Source organism: Sphingobacterium sp. B16(2022) (genome assembly GCF_012030425.1).
GTDB classification, from domain to species: domain Bacteria; phylum Bacteroidota; class Bacteroidia; order Sphingobacteriales; family Sphingobacteriaceae; genus Sphingobacterium; species Sphingobacterium anhuiense.
Genome location: NZ_JAAUVN010000001.1, coordinates 315,096 through 333,432, shown reverse-complemented (window position 1 = coordinate 333,432; position 18,337 = coordinate 315,096). Strand labels below are relative to the sequence as shown.

18 protein-coding genes are annotated in these 18,337 nt (G+C 37.4%); 6 read left to right on the top strand and 12 right to left on the bottom strand.

The genetic code is table 11. The annotated features are described in order from the left end of the window. Nucleotides 1-219: 219 nt before the first annotated feature. The 10 genes from HCX49_RS01540 to HCX49_RS01495 all read right to left on the bottom strand — a co-directional run bounded on the left by HCX49_RS01540 (nt 220) and on the right by HCX49_RS01495 (nt 10,440). Nucleotides 220-603, bottom strand: a complete 384-nt coding sequence (locus HCX49_RS01540; RefSeq protein ID WP_132771139.1) for a hypothetical protein — start codon at nt 601-603, stop codon at nt 220-222. A gap of 246 nt (nt 604-849) precedes the next feature. Next, nucleotides 850-1,239, bottom strand: a complete 390-nt coding sequence (locus HCX49_RS01535) for a DUF1398 domain-containing protein (protein WP_168125911.1) — start codon at nt 1,237-1,239, stop codon at nt 850-852. Nucleotides 1,240-1,307: 68 nt separating this feature from the next. Continuing rightward, nucleotides 1,308-1,877: a dihydrofolate reductase family protein gene (locus tag HCX49_RS01530; protein WP_168125910.1), complete on the bottom strand. Its 570-nt coding sequence runs from the start codon at nt 1,875-1,877 to the stop codon at nt 1,308-1,310. Nucleotides 1,878-2,023: 146 nt separating this feature from the next. Then, nucleotides 2,024-3,433 carry an alpha/beta hydrolase family protein gene (locus HCX49_RS01525; protein WP_168125909.1) on the bottom strand — a complete coding sequence of 470 codons (1,410 nt, stop codon included), beginning with the start codon at nt 3,431-3,433 and terminating at the stop codon, nt 2,024-2,026. Between the two features lie 149 nt (nt 3,434-3,582). Then, entirely contained in the window at nt 3,583-4,593 is a 1,011-nt protein-coding gene (locus HCX49_RS01520; RefSeq protein ID WP_168125908.1) for an NAD-dependent epimerase/dehydratase family protein, read from the bottom strand. Between the two features lie 64 nt (nt 4,594-4,657). Further along, complete coding sequence (locus HCX49_RS01515; protein ID WP_168125907.1) at nt 4,658-5,233, bottom strand: Crp/Fnr family transcriptional regulator; 576 nt, start codon at nt 5,231-5,233, stop codon at nt 4,658-4,660. A gap of 191 nt (nt 5,234-5,424) precedes the next feature. After that, entirely contained in the window at nt 5,425-6,978 is a 1,554-nt protein-coding gene (locus HCX49_RS01510; protein WP_021189462.1) for a hypothetical protein, read from the bottom strand. Then, nucleotides 6,978-8,135, bottom strand: a complete 1,158-nt coding sequence (locus tag HCX49_RS01505; protein ID WP_168125906.1) for an HlyD family secretion protein — start codon at nt 8,133-8,135, stop codon at nt 6,978-6,980. Before HCX49_RS01505 ends, HCX49_RS01510 begins: the two co-directional genes overlap by 1 nt. Nucleotides 8,136-8,172: 37 nt before the next feature. Next, on the bottom strand, nt 8,173-9,495 hold the full coding sequence (locus HCX49_RS01500; protein ID WP_168125905.1) for a TolC family protein: 1,323 nt from the start codon (nt 9,493-9,495) through the stop codon (nt 8,173-8,175). 96 nt (nt 9,496-9,591) lie between these two features. Beyond that, a complete protein-coding gene (locus HCX49_RS01495) occupies nt 9,592-10,440 on the bottom strand; it encodes a helix-turn-helix domain-containing protein (protein ID WP_132771129.1) in 849 nt (282 codons plus the stop codon). Between the two features lie 224 nt (nt 10,441-10,664). Between HCX49_RS01495 and HCX49_RS01490 the strand changes: the two genes are divergently transcribed. Beyond that, nucleotides 10,665-11,939, top strand: a complete 1,275-nt coding sequence (locus HCX49_RS01490) for an ATP-binding protein (protein WP_168125904.1) — start codon at nt 10,665-10,667, stop codon at nt 11,937-11,939. A gap of 191 nt (nt 11,940-12,130) precedes the next feature. On the opposite strand, the gene HCX49_RS01485 is transcribed toward HCX49_RS01490, so the two are convergent. Both HCX49_RS01485 and HCX49_RS01480 read right to left on the bottom strand, forming a co-directional pair. Further along, nucleotides 12,131-13,192 carry a DNA polymerase beta superfamily protein gene (locus HCX49_RS01485; RefSeq protein ID WP_237682698.1) on the bottom strand — a complete coding sequence of 354 codons (1,062 nt, stop codon included), beginning with the start codon at nt 13,190-13,192 and terminating at the stop codon, nt 12,131-12,133. Beyond that, nucleotides 13,179-13,946, bottom strand: coding sequence for a DNA polymerase beta superfamily protein (locus tag HCX49_RS01480; RefSeq protein WP_168125903.1), 768 nt, complete (start codon nt 13,944-13,946; stop codon nt 13,179-13,181). The genes HCX49_RS01485 and HCX49_RS01480 overlap by 14 nt, the downstream gene beginning before the upstream one ends. A 356-nt stretch (nt 13,947-14,302) precedes the next feature. Between HCX49_RS01480 and HCX49_RS01475 the strand changes: the two genes are divergently transcribed. The 5 genes from HCX49_RS01475 to HCX49_RS01455 all read left to right on the top strand — a co-directional run bounded on the left by HCX49_RS01475 (nt 14,303) and on the right by HCX49_RS01455 (nt 18,329). Continuing rightward, nucleotides 14,303-14,683, top strand: a complete 381-nt coding sequence (locus HCX49_RS01475; protein WP_168125902.1) for a hypothetical protein — start codon at nt 14,303-14,305, stop codon at nt 14,681-14,683. Between the two features lie 168 nt (nt 14,684-14,851). Beyond that, nucleotides 14,852-15,718: a cation diffusion facilitator family transporter gene (locus tag HCX49_RS01470; RefSeq protein WP_168125901.1), complete on the top strand. Its 867-nt coding sequence runs from the start codon at nt 14,852-14,854 to the stop codon at nt 15,716-15,718. 258 nt (nt 15,719-15,976) lie between these two features. Further along, nucleotides 15,977-16,474: a DinB family protein gene (locus HCX49_RS01465; protein WP_132771125.1), complete on the top strand. Its 498-nt coding sequence runs from the start codon at nt 15,977-15,979 to the stop codon at nt 16,472-16,474. Nucleotides 16,475-16,477: 3 nt separating this feature from the next. Continuing rightward, nucleotides 16,478-16,810, top strand: coding sequence for a hypothetical protein (locus HCX49_RS01460; RefSeq protein ID WP_132771124.1), 333 nt, complete (start codon nt 16,478-16,480; stop codon nt 16,808-16,810). Nucleotides 16,811-17,153: 343 nt separating this feature from the next. Further along, complete coding sequence (locus tag HCX49_RS01455; RefSeq protein WP_168125900.1) at nt 17,154-18,329, top strand: MFS transporter; 1,176 nt, start codon at nt 17,154-17,156, stop codon at nt 18,327-18,329. The last annotated feature ends 8 nt before the right edge of the window (nt 18,330-18,337 follow it).

The window sequence follows — 18,337 nt, the reverse complement described above, 5'->3', positions numbered from 1 at the left end:
GAATACTATCCCAGTTATCAGCTATATTTTAGCCCAATATATTGTTTCCAACTGGATTTTGAAAAGACAAAGAGCTTAGGCACTCTCCAATTCTTGAAGTTGATCTTTAGAAATTCATCTAAAATATAAATGCCGTTATTTTAAAATAACGGCATTTTGGTTTGAATGTAAATCAGCTTTGAAAATACCCTAGCTTTTTGCAGGCTATTCTTCTATATTTTACATTGACCATTCAAATGGCTTAGTACAAGGATCACACTCAAATTTTAAAACCTTACCTAAACTTTGTGCTTTTCTACCTTTTTTTACGAACACATAGGCCAGATCTAAATATTCTTCCACTTCCTTTCCACTTTCATCCCTTCCTTTTAATATGACAGAATAGTATTTTCCATCGCTATCTTTTTTATAAAAAACTTCATTAACAGTAACTTTTTTAGGTGTTTCATTATCACAGCAACTGCACCATAAAATCACGATTGGTTCTTTTTTAAGGTAGACGACTGCCGCTTCTGCTTGCTTCTGTGTTAAAGCCTGAAGTTGATCTGCTCGCGAAAAAAAAGCAGTACATAACAATACAAAAAGTAAAATGGTCTTTTTCATATGGATTAATTTTATGGAATTCGATAAGCAAATACTATGCCTTTTGAAACTTTAATGGGGGAATAATACGGAAATTGCGACTATATGTAACCTGATATTTTTTAACATGTAACTTTAATTTTTAGCTAACCGACGACCTCCTTAATTAATAAGCTTATTGTTTTTCCAGAGGATTTTCACTAGTCAATAACATACCTTAGAGATGAACAATGATATTCCTCTATCTCACATTATCATCACATACACCTACTCCGGTATTTTTTCCGTTAAAATTTCATTATCGGCCATGTCATAATACGTGCATGTCATGGAATGCAGTGAAACAGTCCATTTTTCCACACCGGTCTCCGCACAATGTTTGCAAAAAGTGAAGTAATCAGTCTCCCCTTTTTGGTGCATCTTTAAGTAATCCCTAAATTTTAATGGATCACAGACTGCTTTAATTTCTAAGTTCGCATACGAGGGTTTTGAAACGGTCTTAAATTCATTTTCACCGAAATATTCGGTGTGACTATCTCGTACCCAAGTTTCGAATGCTATTACACCTAACTTTTTTATTTCTTGAATATAGTTAGGAAAATCTGTTCCTGATTTGACTTTGCTATGCGTCTCCTCGATCTGTTCTACTGTAAACATCTTTTTTGTATATTATTTTCTGTTCTTTCTATTGATTTATGTCCAAATTCATAATTTAAAGTTATAAACTACTTTTTCAGAGGACCTATGTGCTTGTAAGTGTTGATAAGCAGTCCTGTAGGAGTTGCTTTAGAGCTTACGAATGCAAGTTCTCGCGCGGTTATACCGTCTCCTAACAATCGTTTACCGTGACCAAGCAAAACAGGATAGGTTATCAATACAACCTCATCTACAAGTCCGGAATCTAACAATGTTGATGTTAACGTGGAGCTTCCGACAATAATCAGATCAGGTCCAGCTGTTGCCTTAAGTGCTGTAATTGTCTGTAACACATCCGTGCCCAAGCCTTCCACCGGACCCCAGCTTAAACTCTTTGGGCTGTGTGTTGCAATATATTTAGTAGCCACATTGATCGCATTGGCCATTGGAAAATCTCCAGCATTGGGCCAAAATTCGTTGAATATGTCATAGGTAGTACGTCCAAGGAGAAGGTCAAAATTTGGTCCATATGCTTCAAAAAGAAGTGCTGCACCAGCTGGACTTCGATATGCAGTCGTCCACGCCCCATATTCATAATCGCCGTCATGTTCAATCACACCATCAAGCGAAATATGTTCAAAAATTCGAATCTTTCTCATGTCTTTTCAATTTGGTCAATGATTAATCAAAATTAACGTATACCAGTTACGCGATCAGGGTGTATTTGCGACAATAAAAGGGGGCTTTTAGTCATTCCTTTTGTATTTTTCCATAAGAAACTGATCAGTTGTCTATAACAACCTACTTACAAACTCTTTATCCAATTCTTCATGATATTTAACACCTCAGGAGAAATCGTTTCTTCAATAGTAACATATTCACTCAGTAGACCTGTTTTTGCATGCTGAAACAGGTGATTCAACCCGGGCATCGCAATCACTTTAAAATTTTTATTTCCTGCTTTCGTAAGCAACGTTTTAAAACCAGAAAGGTTTTCCTGAGCCGATACCTGCACATCTTTTTCTCCGTTCAAAGCTAAGACAGGTATCTTAATTTTTGTTAAAGTGGTTGCTGGATCATATTTCAAAAAAGAGCGCATCCAGGGCAGAAAGAATCTTGCTGCAAATTCATCAATATTATTATAAGCCTGCGGTCCTGTATAACCAAGCTTAGCCAGGAATGGCTCAGGCTGGCTATTGAGCCATGCTTTCATTTTCTTTGCAAATATTGGCTTGAGTTCCTCATTGTCTGAATAAGTCGCAGAAAGATCAAATAACATATTCAACAGACTATCAAATCTACTAACCTCTTCCGTATTTAATCCGAGCTGTTCATAATTACTCTTTAACTGCATCGCCATTAATTCCCGGCCTTTAATACCTACTCCTGCCAAACTAACGATAAAGGCTACATCCTTAGACTGCACAGCTGCCATAGGGCCAATAATACCACCTTCGCTATGTCCTATAAGGCCTATTTTTTTGCTATCAATCCCCTGATGTGCCTTCAAGAATTCCATACCGACCAGCACGTCTCCCGCAAAATCCAATGATGTCGCATTCATCACCTCACCTGTCGTTTCTCCAACACCGCGATCATCAACACGTAATACAGCAATACCATTTCTACTCAGATAATCAGCAATGACCCAAAAAGGTTTATGTCCAAACAAAGTTTCATCGCGATCTTGCTGCCCAGATCCTGTAATTAAAATTACAGCGGGTACTTGCTTATTCGTATCAGGTAAAGTCAGAGTAGCACCGTATTGAATTGATTTATCGGTATTGTAGTAAATAACTTTTTCTTCCTTGTAAGGGAAAGGAGCCTTGGGCATCTGTGGCCGCTTAATCTCAAATTCCTTTTCAACTCTTTTTAAAACCAATGGTAGTGCGCCTCCTTGCTTCCACTCGCCAACCAATTCAGTTCTACCTGATTTAAATGCACCATAGAAACCTCCGCCTATTTGAGCTGAAAAAGCAGTTACACTGTCATTTGTGACCTTTAACTCAGAAACCTTCAATCCCATAGCACCTTGATCTGGGCTATCAAAAACGGCAACGTACTGATTTGTTAAGCTATCTTTCGATATCCTTAGAAATATACGGATATTTTCTATTTTGCCCTCCCATACTGTTTTAGAGGGTAGATCTTGTGCTGCCAATTGATTTAAAAAGCACGTAGCTGTTAAGAGAGTGAGAAGTAATTTTAATTTCATAAAGTGGGTGATTGGTATTATAATCAAATATAATTATTTAATTTAAGGGATACTGTCTTTATAATAGCCAATTTATGTCTCGGTATTTATTATGTCTGTAGACTTAGACGGATAAGTATCCCATAGGACACGATTAAAATAAAAGATTGCTAAAGCATTTCCTTGTGTTCCATAAGATAAGCTAATGCTTCTTTAACTGCCTGTTGGCTACTTTTGGGATTAAATCCTAATTCATTTCTTGCTTTGGAAATATCAAAATCTTGCTGCAATCCAGAGAACATGGCGATTTCTTTAGTTGTAATTAAGGGAGGTTTTCCACTTAGCTTTGCTGCAAATTGCATCAATCCGGCAATACCATATAGTATGAACTTCGGGACAGAAACGGGAATACGCAGGTTAAGTTCGGGATAGAGCTTTTGTGCAAGTTTTGTCGTTTCGGTAATACTCATGCATCTTTCATTAGTGAGGATATACCGCTCTCCAGACCTACCTTTCTCTGCAGCCAGATAACAACCTTCGGCGACATCTTTAACATCGACCCAATTGAGTGCAATATGGGTGTCCATGGGAATCTTCTTGTTTAAGATTAACCTCAATACTGCATAGGATACATTAAGCGGAAGTAAGGATTCGCTGCCTATCATTGCTCCAGGCATAACGGAAACCAATTCAATTCCTAACTCCTTTGCCAGCTTGAAAGCAAGCTTTTCGCCGTCATTTTTAGAGTTGTAATAGGCATCTCTCCGGTCGGGATTGTAACCGTTACTTTCTTTTGTTGGCGTATGTGTATAGTTCAAAGCAGCTATGGAACTTACATACACAATTTTCGAAACACCAGCTTCTGCAGCTGCTTCTATGGTATTGCGGGTCCCCTGCAAATTTACATCGTAGATATCTTTCTGTGGATCTTTAGCCCACAGCTTAAACGCGGCCCCCACGGCATAGAAAGTATCAACACCCTGCAATGCTCTTTTAAATGATTCCTTGTCTGTAATATCTGCCTGAACGACTTCACAATCCAGATTGTTGAAGTAATCTAGATTTTTAATATTACGGACGGACGCTCTAACGCGAAAACCTTTATTTATTAATAATCTTACTAAGTTGTTTCCCAAATGCCCGTTTGCTCCGGATACCAATACCAAATCTTTAGTTTTCATGTTCATTGATTTTAAATGATAAAGCAAAGTTCTGCCTTATTCATTTTAAACCACTTCACAAATGTTACTTAATGATCTTTTTACGGATACGGCTCAAACTTTTAGGGTTCATTCCTAAAAAAGAAGCGATATATTGCATCGGAACGTGATGAAGTATTTCCGGTTGTTCGTTCATTAGTTTTAAATACCGCTGTTCTGCCGTTAGTGTTGCCAACTCCCTGGATCTTTTTTCATTGTATGATAGCGATTGCTGAAACACATAGATGCTAAAGTCTTTGAATGATGGTGTCTGCTGTATTAAAAGATCTAGATCAGATCTGGTAATACGTAAAAGCTCGCATTCGGTGATGCATTCAAGATTTTCGTCTGATCGGGTCTGATTGCTAAAATTTATATAGGATGTGATAAACCCGGGAGGGCAGTTGATATGAGTCGTCACTTCATCACCCTTTTCATTATAATGAAACAAACGTACAAAGCCTGATACCACAAAATATAGATAAGCTGGAACCTTTCCTTCCTCTTCGATAATACAATTTTTAGGATAAAGAACAGGTTCCATAAAACGCCTGCATAATTCTTTTTCCTGATCGGAAAGGATAACATGCTTGGTGATAAGCTCAATAAACTTGGCGTGCATGGGTTAAAATTTAATAATGATCTGTACTTTTTCGAAAATTACTTTTTACAAGAAAATTGTTTTACTAATTTTCTACTGCTAAATCCATAATTTTCTTATGCATTACCGCAACGCTAATTTACGGATAAGAAGTAATAATGTTGTAGTATGGTCCGTTTATATTCGCTGACGTAACCATCGTATCTTCATTATTAACGGCGGCTGAAATAATATCCACGCACCTTGTTTCCCCGTACTATTTTGCGAAACAGCACCAATCGTCTTTGATTGAATCTGCCAAAGTGATGCAACAGCACCAATAGAAGCACCGGAATACTGATCCAGCACAATACACCGAAGACGATCTTCAAAGCCGCCAGCATGGCATTGAGCTGCGAGGCCGGATACATCGCTATCCCATTGGAAAAATCACCGATATCCATATACAGTGCACTGTCATACAGACTCTGCCATTGCCCTTGATAGGAAGCCCAATTTAATATAGCTGCACCAAGTGCTGTTGCTACAAATGTTCTGACTATGATCAAAACCCCTACAATACCGAGAAGCTCATCCATATTCAGACCAGAACCGGCATAAAACCAGATTCCAATATAGAGTATTCCCATTCCTAGCCCCTTTAAGAACATCGGAAAATAAAGATATTCCATATTCATCTGTGGCTGTATGAGCAGATACATCATTAGGCAATGAATAAAGAACACCAGAAATCCCGAAGCAATAAAATACTTCAGTAACCATTTATGCTTAAAACTGATATACCCATATATACCTGCCAATATGATTCCAGGAATCATCCATAGATTCAGCTCCGAATTTAAGAGATTATTGTAGCCGAGTGCTCCTACTGTATATTGCGACAGCAAAGTAGAAGTTGCCAGATATATCCCCATCAGCAACAGCAGCAACATACTGTACCAGATGTTGACTCTTGCGGTGAACAGTTCAAATTTGACTAATTTACGTTTTGCTCCCTTTTGCCTATAAATTACGATTGCTATAAGTAGTAGACATAGCAGAATAGACACTATTATATAAGGAGAATTAAACCATCCCTGTTGCTTCATAAAGGTAAGTGCAAAATCCAAACTCAAGGCTGCAATAGCGAGTAAACCTAAAGAAAGCCAATCAATCTGTGATAAGGGCATCCGAAAGGAGAACCGTTGATTGTGCTGAAAGATCAATGAAAGCGCCGCAATGACCAGCATAACCGCAGACATCAGAAAATAGGGTGCCTGCCAGCTTCCGTCAAACACGACGTCGGCCATGAGATAAGCTGATAACTGAGACAGACAGATCGAAAGCGGATAAAACATCGCGTAGAATTTGCCGCGATCTCCAGTAGGCGTCAGGATGACCATCATGACCAATAAAAGCTCTATAAAAGGAAAAGTTTTAAAAAAACCTATAAAGAAACCTGCAATAATAACGACCACAGGATTGTCAGTCGTACCAATACAGTACGATAACAGTGCAAGAACTATCGAACAGAACACAATAATTTCCTTAGAGCGGAAACGCATTTTCACCCGCAGACTAAAGATAATAGCTACTCCCATTCCGATTGTAGTAGCATTACTTGCCATCGCCATATATTCCGTATAGGTCGCAAGCGCCCCTGAAATATCGGTAATACTATTGCTGTAAACGCTATTGATACTGAGTATTGGGATCAGAAAAATAAAAATGAGCAATAACATGAGCGGTTTGGGCACCCAGGCTGCAAACAATCCTTTATTATACATTATCTTAAAGTAACCTCCACATTCATTCCTGCACGCAACAGTTTTAAGTCCTCGGTTTTATTTTCCGAAGTAAATTCTATTCTTACAGGTATTCTTTGCTGTACCTTTACAAAATTACCGGTGGAGTTATCCAAAGGTACTGCCGCATACCGCGCGCCTGTCGCGCCTGAGATCGCCTTGATTTTCCCGACAAACTCCTTTCCCCCCAAAGCGTCTACCTGAATGGTCGCTAAAGCTCCGATCATAACATTTTCCATCTGCTTTTCACGATAATTGGCCGTGATCCAAATGTTATTACTGTCTACGATAGTGGCTACCTGCTGACTTGGACTCAACAGCTGTCCAATATTGATCGTCCTTCTTCCCATGATACCATCATGAGGCGCTGTGATTACGGTATATGAAAGATTGAGCTTAGCCATATTTAATGCATTTTCAGCACGTTTGATTTCTGCATCGTTCATTCCTAATCGGGACTGTACCTCAGTCACCGTGAGCACAGAAGTACTCCGGGAATTCGCAATCGCCTCATATTGCGAAGATACCGCCTCCAGAGCAGCACTGCTCGCTTCATATTCCGTTTTCACCTGGTCGAACTGTTGACGGGTTACCGCCTCGTCTTTCAAAAGATTTTTATAACGGTTAAAATTCTGTTCCGCATTCCACAATCTTGCTTTTGCCGAAGCAATGTTAGCCTGAGCGGCATCGCTGTTGGATTGTGCTGTACCGATATTATTAGTTGCCGTTCTGACCGAATTAGCCGTAACATGCTTAGATGCAAGTGCCGACAAATAGGCTGCTTCCGCCTGCCCCAGTTGAGTCTGAATCTCACTATCATCCAATATAAGCAAAGTATCTCCCTTTTTTACGTATTGATGCTCGATAAAACGAATATCTTTGATATAGGCCGATACCCGGGTATTGATCGGATTAATATACGATTCGACCTGTGCTGCATTGGTAAAACGGTTATTACCGATATTGAAATAGGCGTGGATCACCCAATAGAGTCCTGCCAATACCAATAATAGCACCAACATGCTGACGATCGTTCCTCTGTTCTTTTTTTTAGGCATTCTCTGTTTTACTTTACTTGATTTAACACCTGTATTTTCTACCGAATCTGTTCCTTGATTCTGATCTTGATTTTGTGACATATTTTTTATCTAATTCGATGGAGTTAGCTTCCAGTTCTTACATTTTCCCGCTTTCTTTCAATAATTTGTAATACGCAAACACAATATTGATTTCCGAGTTGGTGTACTGCAGTTCAGCATCCAACTTCGCATTGCTTGCATCGATCATATCAAGCAGAATGGCCAGCTGGTTATTGTATTTACTTTCCATGATTCTGTAATTCTCCTCTGTCAGATCTTTATTTTTTGCCAATGTTGAGTTCTGGCTACGTGTTTCATTATATTTTATGTAGGCGGCATTAACCGCAACTTCGATCATTTTTTCTGTTTCATTTTCCTGCGCTTTAGCTTTCTCTAATTCATATCTGTTAGCCTGTATCTTTTTCGAAGATTTATAGAGCGAACTGATATCATAGCTTAATGACAAACCTACATTCCAACCATTTGAGTACATATCCAGGGCGGGTGATGTCGTCGTAATTGGTCTTTGCAATTTATTACCTGCAAAAGCGGCTAAAGTGGGCATACGTTCGGTCTTTGTTATCTTCGTTGCCGTTTCGGATAGTTCAACACCCTTTTTACTCATGAGAACTGAGGGGTGCTGATCAATGTCGTTTTGATAGAACGCTAAAGGAGATGCTTCCAAATTGGTCTGCAATAGCTTTTCATCTGCCAGGAGCTGTATTCCTTCAGGAAGACCCAAGGCAACCAAGAGCTGTTTATTCAAGATCTGCACATTATTCTCGATCACCTGTAAAGCCAGGTTTAGATTAGAGATCTGCAGTTCACCACGGATCACATCATTTCGAGTGACCATACCTTCTTTATAAAACCGGCTGATATTCTGTAACCGTTGCTCGGCCAATTGAATATTTTTACGGTATACGGAAGCCTGATTTTGCAACTTATACAAGTCCAAATAGTAGCCCAAGGCTAGCAACTTGATATTCTGCTCGTTAAACTGATAATTCAGGGTTGCGAGATCTTCTTGTAGCGATTTGGCTTCGATAGTATGTTTGACCATACCACCCTTCCAGATTAACTGAGTCGCTTCTAAGGCATAGTTATTGCCAAAATGTGGCATCTTGACCGTCGTCGAATTGGAAAAATCTTTATCAAGTAGGACACCGTCACCGATATAAAGAGCGCTGGCGCTTAGATTAAGATCAGGAAGCTGTAAATTTTTAGCGACCTCTACGTTCTGTTTTGCTATTTTTATACCTGCTTTGGAAACTGATAAAGTTGGATTGTTTTCCAGAACCAAAGAAAAGAGTTCTTCAACGGTGAGCTTTTTTTGAGTAGCTTCCTGTGCAAATAGTAAGGAGTCTGAAAAAAGCAATCCGATTACCAAAAACAGATAACTGAATGGTTTTATTTTCATTGTGTGCGATACATTTTAGAATTTCACAGCACAAAAGTCGTAAAAAACAACCCTAACAAAAAGGTTGAAAGCGGGGCAAAAGAAGTCCAAATAGTATCAAAACAAGGTAACCTCGTGTTTATTCCGGTAATTTTTGGGACTTAATCCCGTATGCTTTTTAAAAAATTTACCAAAAGCATACTGATCTGAGAAGTTTAATTCCTCGGCAATCCTTGTAATGGTATCCTTTGAACTGAACAGTAAAGTTTTAGCCTCATTGAGTAAGGCTGTAGCTATAAATACAGAAGGTGCTATATCGGTAATTTCCTTGACACAAATCGATAGATACTTGATCGAGATATTGAGTTTTTTGGCATAAAAATCTAACTCCTTTTCCGTTTTATAATAATCTGTAGCCAATTCAAGAAACTGCAAGGTGATTTCCTCTTTCCGTGCATTTCGTTTTCGGTCAAATTGAAGCTGGATTTCTAATGAATCCATCAATTTATAGGTTATGGTGGAAAATATAGAGAGGATGATCTGTTCGTGAAAGAAAGATTGTCTATTCTCCATATCAGTCTGATAAATCATAAGTTCCACCAAACCTGTTAACTGGTCAAAAATCACTTTATCTGGATTGAAGATATTTTGATTTTTCTCCGCATTGATGATCCGGTACACATCGTACCGGCTAAAGTTAAAATGAATCTTTTCCCTGATAGTCTCCCGATTATAGATCAGCATGTATATTTTAAGGTCATCGGTATAATGGCTCAATTTATAGCTGTTATGCGAGGATATCAGTAAAACGTGATCCTCCACATAAGAAACAGATTGGTTATTGATCTCCAAATGAATGGATCCACTTCTGATAAAAATCATGCTAAAATTAGCGGGTCTCAGGATATGGCCCATCTTAGCATTTTCAAAAAAGTCTTTTTCATTTAGTATTCTTATCAATGACATCAGCAAACTCTTTAAGTACTAAGGGACAAACTAAGATAAAATTATTTTATATGCAATATTATCTTTTGACGCTGTCTATCGAATGACTCGTTTACTTTCATTACAGGTATGTTGCAGAAACTATAGCGTAATTTTTAGCTATTTCATATCATATGATCAGCATCAGTCACATAGGACTATGATTTACCCAATTATTATTGTACTTTTAAATAGATCAATCCATTATGAAGAATAACACCAAGATCACCAATACAAGTATAGAATCGGCAGGTTTACCAAAAGACGCCAAACATGTTATGGCAGAATATATCTGGAATGGATTTGATGCTAAGGCTACAGAAGTCTCTATCGACATCGAAAGTAATACCCTCGGATTTATAACAAGTATCTGCATTCGTGATAATGGAGAAGGAATTCCCAGAGAAACACTGAACCTTTCATTTGGGAATTTTTTAGATTCGCTCAAGAAAAATAGCTTAAAACGGAGCTCCTATACGCGTGGAAAAAAGGGAAAAGGCCGTTTTTCTTTCTCACTCTTTGCCACACGAGCAACTTGGAATACCACTGTTAAGACAGATGATGAGCTGATTTCCTATAGCATACGAATAGATCGTGACGCTAAAGAACAATATGATATCGGGGATATCAAATCAGCGGCTAAACCTGAGGGAACTGGTACAACTGTCAAACTGGAAGGTATCTTTGGACTAACAGCTACTACACTGGAGTCTGAAGAATTTACAGATTTTCTTGCGCAGGAATTTGGTTGGTATCTGCTTCTCAACCGGGATTGGGGGTACCGCATCCTCCTCAATGGGACCACACTTCATTATCATAACCTGATACAGGAGACCGACAGTACGATATTCACTCTTTATAGTATAGCGGAAAACTCGTACAGCTTCCGTGTAAACTATATCCGATGGAAAGAACAGATCGGAGACCGTTACTATTACTATTTTTTAAACAGCAACAAAACTGAAGTAGCAAAACTGCTCAGTAGTTTTAATAATAATGCGATCGACTTCCACCACTCGGTGTATATAGAATCTGACTTCTTTGATCAATTCGAGCAAGCTGATATCGCAATTTCTTCTGAAAGCAATCTCTTCAGTGAAAAAGAACAGCAGGTTATTTATCGTAAATTACTGGCTGAATTACGTGATTTTTTGGAACGTAAACAGAAAAAATATATTCGCGAGCAGGCCGTCACAGTCAAACTTGAAGAACTGGAGAAGAAAAACCTACTGCCCCGTTACAGCTCGTCGGATATCGATGTAAACCGAAAAAGGATTTTACTATCCCTGATTCAGGAACTGTATATTGCCGATCCACGTGCCTTTGTTGGCATCAAAGCTGACCTCATACGTACTTATCTCGGTCTTCTGGATTTGCTCTTGCAAACAGACCGTAAACAGGATATAGTACCACTTTTTGAAAATGCTATTGCGCTTTCGGAAAAAGAGCGTGATACGATCAGAAAGATACTGGAAAGGTAGATCTGCTGTATTCAATGGGTGAACTTAAAATTTAAGCATTTTCCGTATCCAAATCTGAAATTAAATTCATTTGGATGTTAGAAAAGGCTGCGAAATAATTGAAAAATGCTTTTGACTTTCTGTATAATTGTCTTAAACATAAAAAATATTTAAGACAATTATATTTCTATACGAACGATCATATTCAGTATCTATTGATATAACGATTCGCGTATTTGAAGAAGACTTTTTTCTAAATAAGTGGTATCCACTGATTTTGGGAATGAACTCTCGAAATACATTTCATCAATTTCACATTGTATCACTTCCACCTTTCTACATAATTCGTCATATGTCCATCTGCCTGATTTTATTTCGAGCAATGCTTCACGATTAGGGCGCTTAAGAATGAGTTCTCCCTTTAATAACAGATCTCGCGCAACCTCCATCAGACGTATAGTATGCATCATATTTTTAGCATCATATCCTTGTCCATGTGCGACAGTTCCAGCATAACGCATAACATTACGCTTCTTTTCCCACTCCTTGTATGCCTTAAAATCTTTACAATATGAAGAATAGGCTTCATGATTAACAAAGAGCAATGCTAAGGTCTCCTCTCCTTTGGCAATGGAACTCAAGGCAACTTCATGGCTATCTGCTTTTGCCATTATACCGCGATATAATCCTTGCTCATTCTTATCATAATATAATGCAAACACATTTTTACAATGATTCAATTTAATCAATCCGCAAAAGTGAGACTTTAACTTATGATCCTGTAACCATGATTCTACAGGATAACTTTTTCCGCTACTCATTATGTAAGCAAAATCTAATAAACTTTTCCGCGCTCCTACATGTGGATTATTGATCTTTTTGTTCAAACCTTTGGCTTTTTTCACCTGCTGCATCGCATATTGAACAAAACTATCTATCAATCCCATATTAAGGAGTTTTTTAAATTGAAAATTTGCCATTAATGGATGGTTTATCAATATGGATGCTGAAGCACTAGCCAGTAGTTCCATTGCTCCCGGATTATTTTTACTGAGTAATTCGACAAATCTGCCTAATTCATAATATACCTCATCATGACTATCGTTATTAATTTGAGCGATATAGCTTAAACCATAGAACATATTTTTTGGTAAGTAAAACACGCCTTTAATATCTGTATCAGATGCCGCTGTATCTAAACCGTAAGCCCTGCTTCCTGTTATTACTTTAAACAGAATCAGATTTTGATCATGCAGATCTTTAATTGTCATCATCTTCTTTACGAATTAAGTCTATAAAATAACTATTGACCGGTTCTACTGACATTTTTAAAGCAGGTATTGTCATAACAGTATCTTTAAGCTTTTTGAATGTATTTTTCATATAGATACACAGCTTCTCATCCGGAGAGAATATAAAATCTTCTCTAACTGATGCTTTTATCATAATAATCGACTCCAGACTTTTAATAAGACCGGATGGAAGCAATCGCATTAAATCTTTCATTTCCATTGGCGCATAAGATCTGTTTGTTTCAATCCATAGAGCTGATAAAAGACTTCTAGCAATGTAAAGAAAATCTTTCAGCGAGAAGTTTGACTGATCAAGCCCTTCCATTTTCTTATGACATAAACCTAAATAATGGTGCATATGTGCACGCAAGTTAGGTGCATAATCCAGTAGTGTTATAAAATCATTTTTAAAAAAACTATAATCTCCATAACAAATTGGGGATTGCAACCATTCATATAATGTACAGTTACTTTTGTAAAGTAGCTTCAGTACTTTGCGAATATCCCAACCATAAATATCAAGATCACCAACAATTGGGTACTTAATATCCTCTTCTATAGAAAAAACCGATAGATAATCGGTCTTTCGTCTTTGATAGATAAACCGAATATCGTAGTCACTGTCTAAAGATGGAAAACCCCATGCACGACTTCCTGACTCACATGCATAAAGTATCTTTATATTTTCCTTAATTTCAATTTCTTGAATGATTCCGCATAAATAATGATGATCCATTTTCAATTTTATTTTCCACAAAGGAACATTCCTTTGTACTACATGACAAAGATGAGATCTACCTACTGCAGCTTAACTGCGCAATAAAAATTAACAATATAAAAAACTGAAAATCAAAACAATAAAATATTTAAGATCAAAATAAACCAAGTCGAATCGCAGTAGCTACGCAACTTGATTGCGCAGGAATATAAATCATTTATTCTCTATCAAGCTACTGTATAAGAAAAATTAGAGATAAAGTTCCAAACTATAGTTTAGAGTACGGTTATTACCATTATTATGAGCAATTGTGAAATTGTTGCCAAGCGCACTATTCACTTCATAATAAGTAAAAAGTTGCTACATTTGTCTCAGTGAAAAATTTTTCAATCTTATTGATATTATCAATTTATTTGTTTTCAACAACTGAACTGATTCAATTGTTGAAAATTCCTGTATTAATTTCTCATTGTATAGAACATAAAAATAACAACAGTAAACTGACGTTTATACAATTCTTAAATGATCATTATAATATTCCTGTAAAAGATAATGACCGGGATACAGATGAAAAACTTCCTTTTGTAAAACATGTCAATTTTTTAAACATCACAGCAATTTCTTCTACCGTGTCATCGGAAGTACCATTAATGACATCAAGCATATTCTTTGAGAAAAAGCTGTTATTTTACCCTGATCAGTATTACTTAAATACTTATACCAGCCATATTTGGCAACCTCCAAAAATTTCTTAATTATTTTCATTTTTTTTATCCTTTATCTGTATTCATTTGTTGTTAGTTAAAACAGCATTTGGTTACGGTCTGGATTTCTTTAATAACCTTTGCTGATCATGCAAATTCGAGGTTATTGGGGAAACATTTCTATATTCTCATTGAATTGACGCTTAAAAAAACAATAAAATGTCAAATGAACAAACGGCTATAAAAGCAACCTACTTTAGTATAATTGGAAATTTTTTACTCGCTCTCTTAAAATGGTTAGCTGGTTATTTTGGAAATTCATACGCGCTTATTGCAGATGCAATAGAATCTACTGCAGATATATTTTCCTCTTTTTTGGTTTTATTTGGATTAAAGTATGCAAAAAGGCCGGCAGATGAGAATCATCCTTACGGACATGGTCGCATTGAACCACTTGTAACATTTGTCGTAGTGGGCTTTTTAATTATTTCAGCGACAATCATTGCTTACGAAAGCATTCAAAATATTCGCACCCCTCATGAGTTGCCCAAACCATGGACTTTATTCGTCCTATTGGCGATCATTATCTGGAAGGAAGTTTCTTTTAGGGTTGTCATTAAAAAAAGTAAAGAAACTGGAAGCTCTTCATTACGAGCCGACGCATGGCACCACCGAAGTGATGCGATCACTTCGGTAGCAGCCTTTATCGGCATATCAATCGCTTTGATTTTAGGAAAGGGCTATGAGAGTGCCGATGACTTTGCAGCGCTATTTGCTTCGGGATTTATACTTTACAACTGCTATCTTATCTTTCGTCCTGCCTTGGGAGAGATCATGGATGAAAACCTTTACGATGATTTAATCGCTGAGATACGTATCAACGCCGTAAAGGTAGATGGTATCTTGGGTACAGAAAAATGCTTTGTTCGTAAATTAGGCACAAAACATCTGGTTGATTTACATGCAATTGTTAGTGGTGACATCTCAGTAAAAGAGGGCCATCAATTAGCGCATAGGCTTCAGGACTATCTGCAAAAAAAAATGCCCCAACTGGGAAACATTTTAATACATATTGAACCAGATTAACGCTGGCAGTCTGAAAGAACAATCCCAAAGGTCCTATGAATTCATTAAAAACTAGAAACAACTGGATTGAGCGACACGTAAATCAAAGATGATATGTAATATCTTAAACGAAGATTTAAAGGTTTCCTACACTGGTGTTTCCCCACCACTTTCACCTCATTGAAAGCAGATTTATAGATAAAAATCATTAATCTATAAAACTGTTCGTGTTGTTCCTATCCTATATTTTGATTCATTTAATATTCTTAAATTTAGGTTATGGAACTAAATAAAGCATTTCAACACATTACAGAAGATTTCATCTCGCTACTTGATTCTTTAGATGAAAATGAACTGAATACGAAACCTAAAGCTGACGATTGGTCGCCTGGACAAATCGGCGATCATATATTGAAATCTTATGCTTCAGCAGAAGTCATGAGCGGGCGTACCGAATCGACTCATCGGGAACCAGATGAAAAGGTAACAACCATTAAAGATACATTTACGGACTTTACAATACGTATGAAATCTCCTCAAGCGATATTGCCTTCTGAAAAACGACTCGACAAACAGCGTTTACTAAAAAATCTTCGTGATCGTACTGCCCAGATCGAAACCATAATTAAGGAGAAAAATCTTTCAGATACTTGTATCGATTTTGCCATCCCTGAATATGGTCCATTTACAGTTTTGGAGTGGGCATGGTTCAATACCTATCATACACAGCGACATGTACATCAGTTAAAAGATGTGATTCAATCAATTAAACCTTAAAATATGACTAATAAAGATCTCATTTTAGCTTATTTTAATTGCTATGAAATGGGTGCCCGGAATGGGCTACAAAACCTGCTGGATGAAGATTTTCAATTCAGTAGTCCTCACGATCCAATGCTTACTAGGGAGGACTATTTCCGAAAGTGCTGGCCATTTCATAAAAAAGCAACTGCATATCAAATCGATACCTTCCTGGAAGACAAAAACAGTATTTTCGTCATTTATACCTGCACGACTGATGATAAAAATAAGTTTGAAAATGCCGAATACTTTCAGATCGAAAATGCAAAAATAAAAAAGGTCAAGGTATTCTACGGAACGCTGAATAGTTAATATTTCTATTAATTTCATCACCTATTACACTATTCATTAGCCATACCCTACTCACTTAAAACCATCCGCTGATTTTAAGCATTGTAAACATAAAACTTTACCCTGTAGCATAAATAAATGCGCAGTGCCATAAGCTTCCATAAATAGTTTTCCTGTCTAAGAAGATTTATAATAACACACGAGTATTAAAGGCACATATGTTAATGGAGCCGTTATCCCTATACCTCCTTACCGCATCAGCTGATGATTAAATAATAATTTTTCCTTTTTTGACTTAAGTCAAAGGTTAAGGTTTGCAATACTTGCAGCTTTGCACTGTAAATAATAATTAAAACAAAAAATTATGAGTGTAACATTAGAAAATGGCATAACCAGTAATTTTTACGTGGCCATAACGCCAATTATAATATCGGTATTCGGAGTGTATCTTACCATAGGGATTGCATTGGGTGTACTGCCAAAATTTGTTCAGCAAACCTTAGGATTTGACAGTATCATCGTCGGCCTTGTTATTGGAATGCAATTCTTGTCGACTTTATTAACTCGGGCATATGCAGGGAAACTTACAGATACCAGAGGAGCTAAAAAAAGCCAAATGATCGGTGTAGTACTTGCAGTAATAGCTGGCATTACATATCTCCTATCAGTCACAATACAAAGTAATGTAATCTTTGCATTAGCCTTACTCTTACTTGCAAGAATCATTCATGGTGTAGGAGAAAGTTTCTTGGTTACAGGAGCGTTAACTTGGGGAATCGGACTTGTCGGAACATCAAATTCTGGAAAAGTAATGACTTGGAACGGAATAGCGATGTATGCAGGTATTGCAATTGGAGCACCTTTAAGTATTTGGATCAATAAAAGTTATGGCGGTTTCCCAGCGTTTATCATGATCATGCTCCTGCCCTTTGTCAGCTGGCTATCTACAGTAAAACTACCCGCAATAGCAGTTGACAAAGACCATGTCAGAACACCTTTTTACAAAGTAATCGGAGCTATATCCGGACAAGGATTAAGTCTCGCTTTTTCTTCAATGGCATTTGGCTGTATTGCTTCTTTCATCGCCTTGTTTTTTAGCGAAAAAAATTGGGGTGATGCCTCATTAGCTTTTATGGTCTTTGGTGCTTGTTACATCTTAACCAGAATTTTCTTTGCTTCTTCTCCCGATAAATATGGCGGTTATAAAATTGCATTGCTTTCACTTATTATTGAAGTGATTGGTCAAGTTTTGATCTGGACTTCCGTATCAAAAACGATTGCCATTATCGGATGTGGGATGACAGGGATTGGGTTCTCACTGGTTTTTCCAGCTCTAGGTGTTCTAGCTATCCAGAAAGTAAAGCCACAAATGAGGGGGACGGCTTTAGGTGCCTATGTAGCTTTTGTTGACCTTTCTTTGGGATTGGCAGGGCCTCTAGCAGGGTTAATAGCTGGCTGGTTCGATTACCAGACTGTCTATTTATTTGGAGGAATAAGTTGCATCCTCTCGATGATAACATTAATGATGAATAAAAAATAAGTATAACA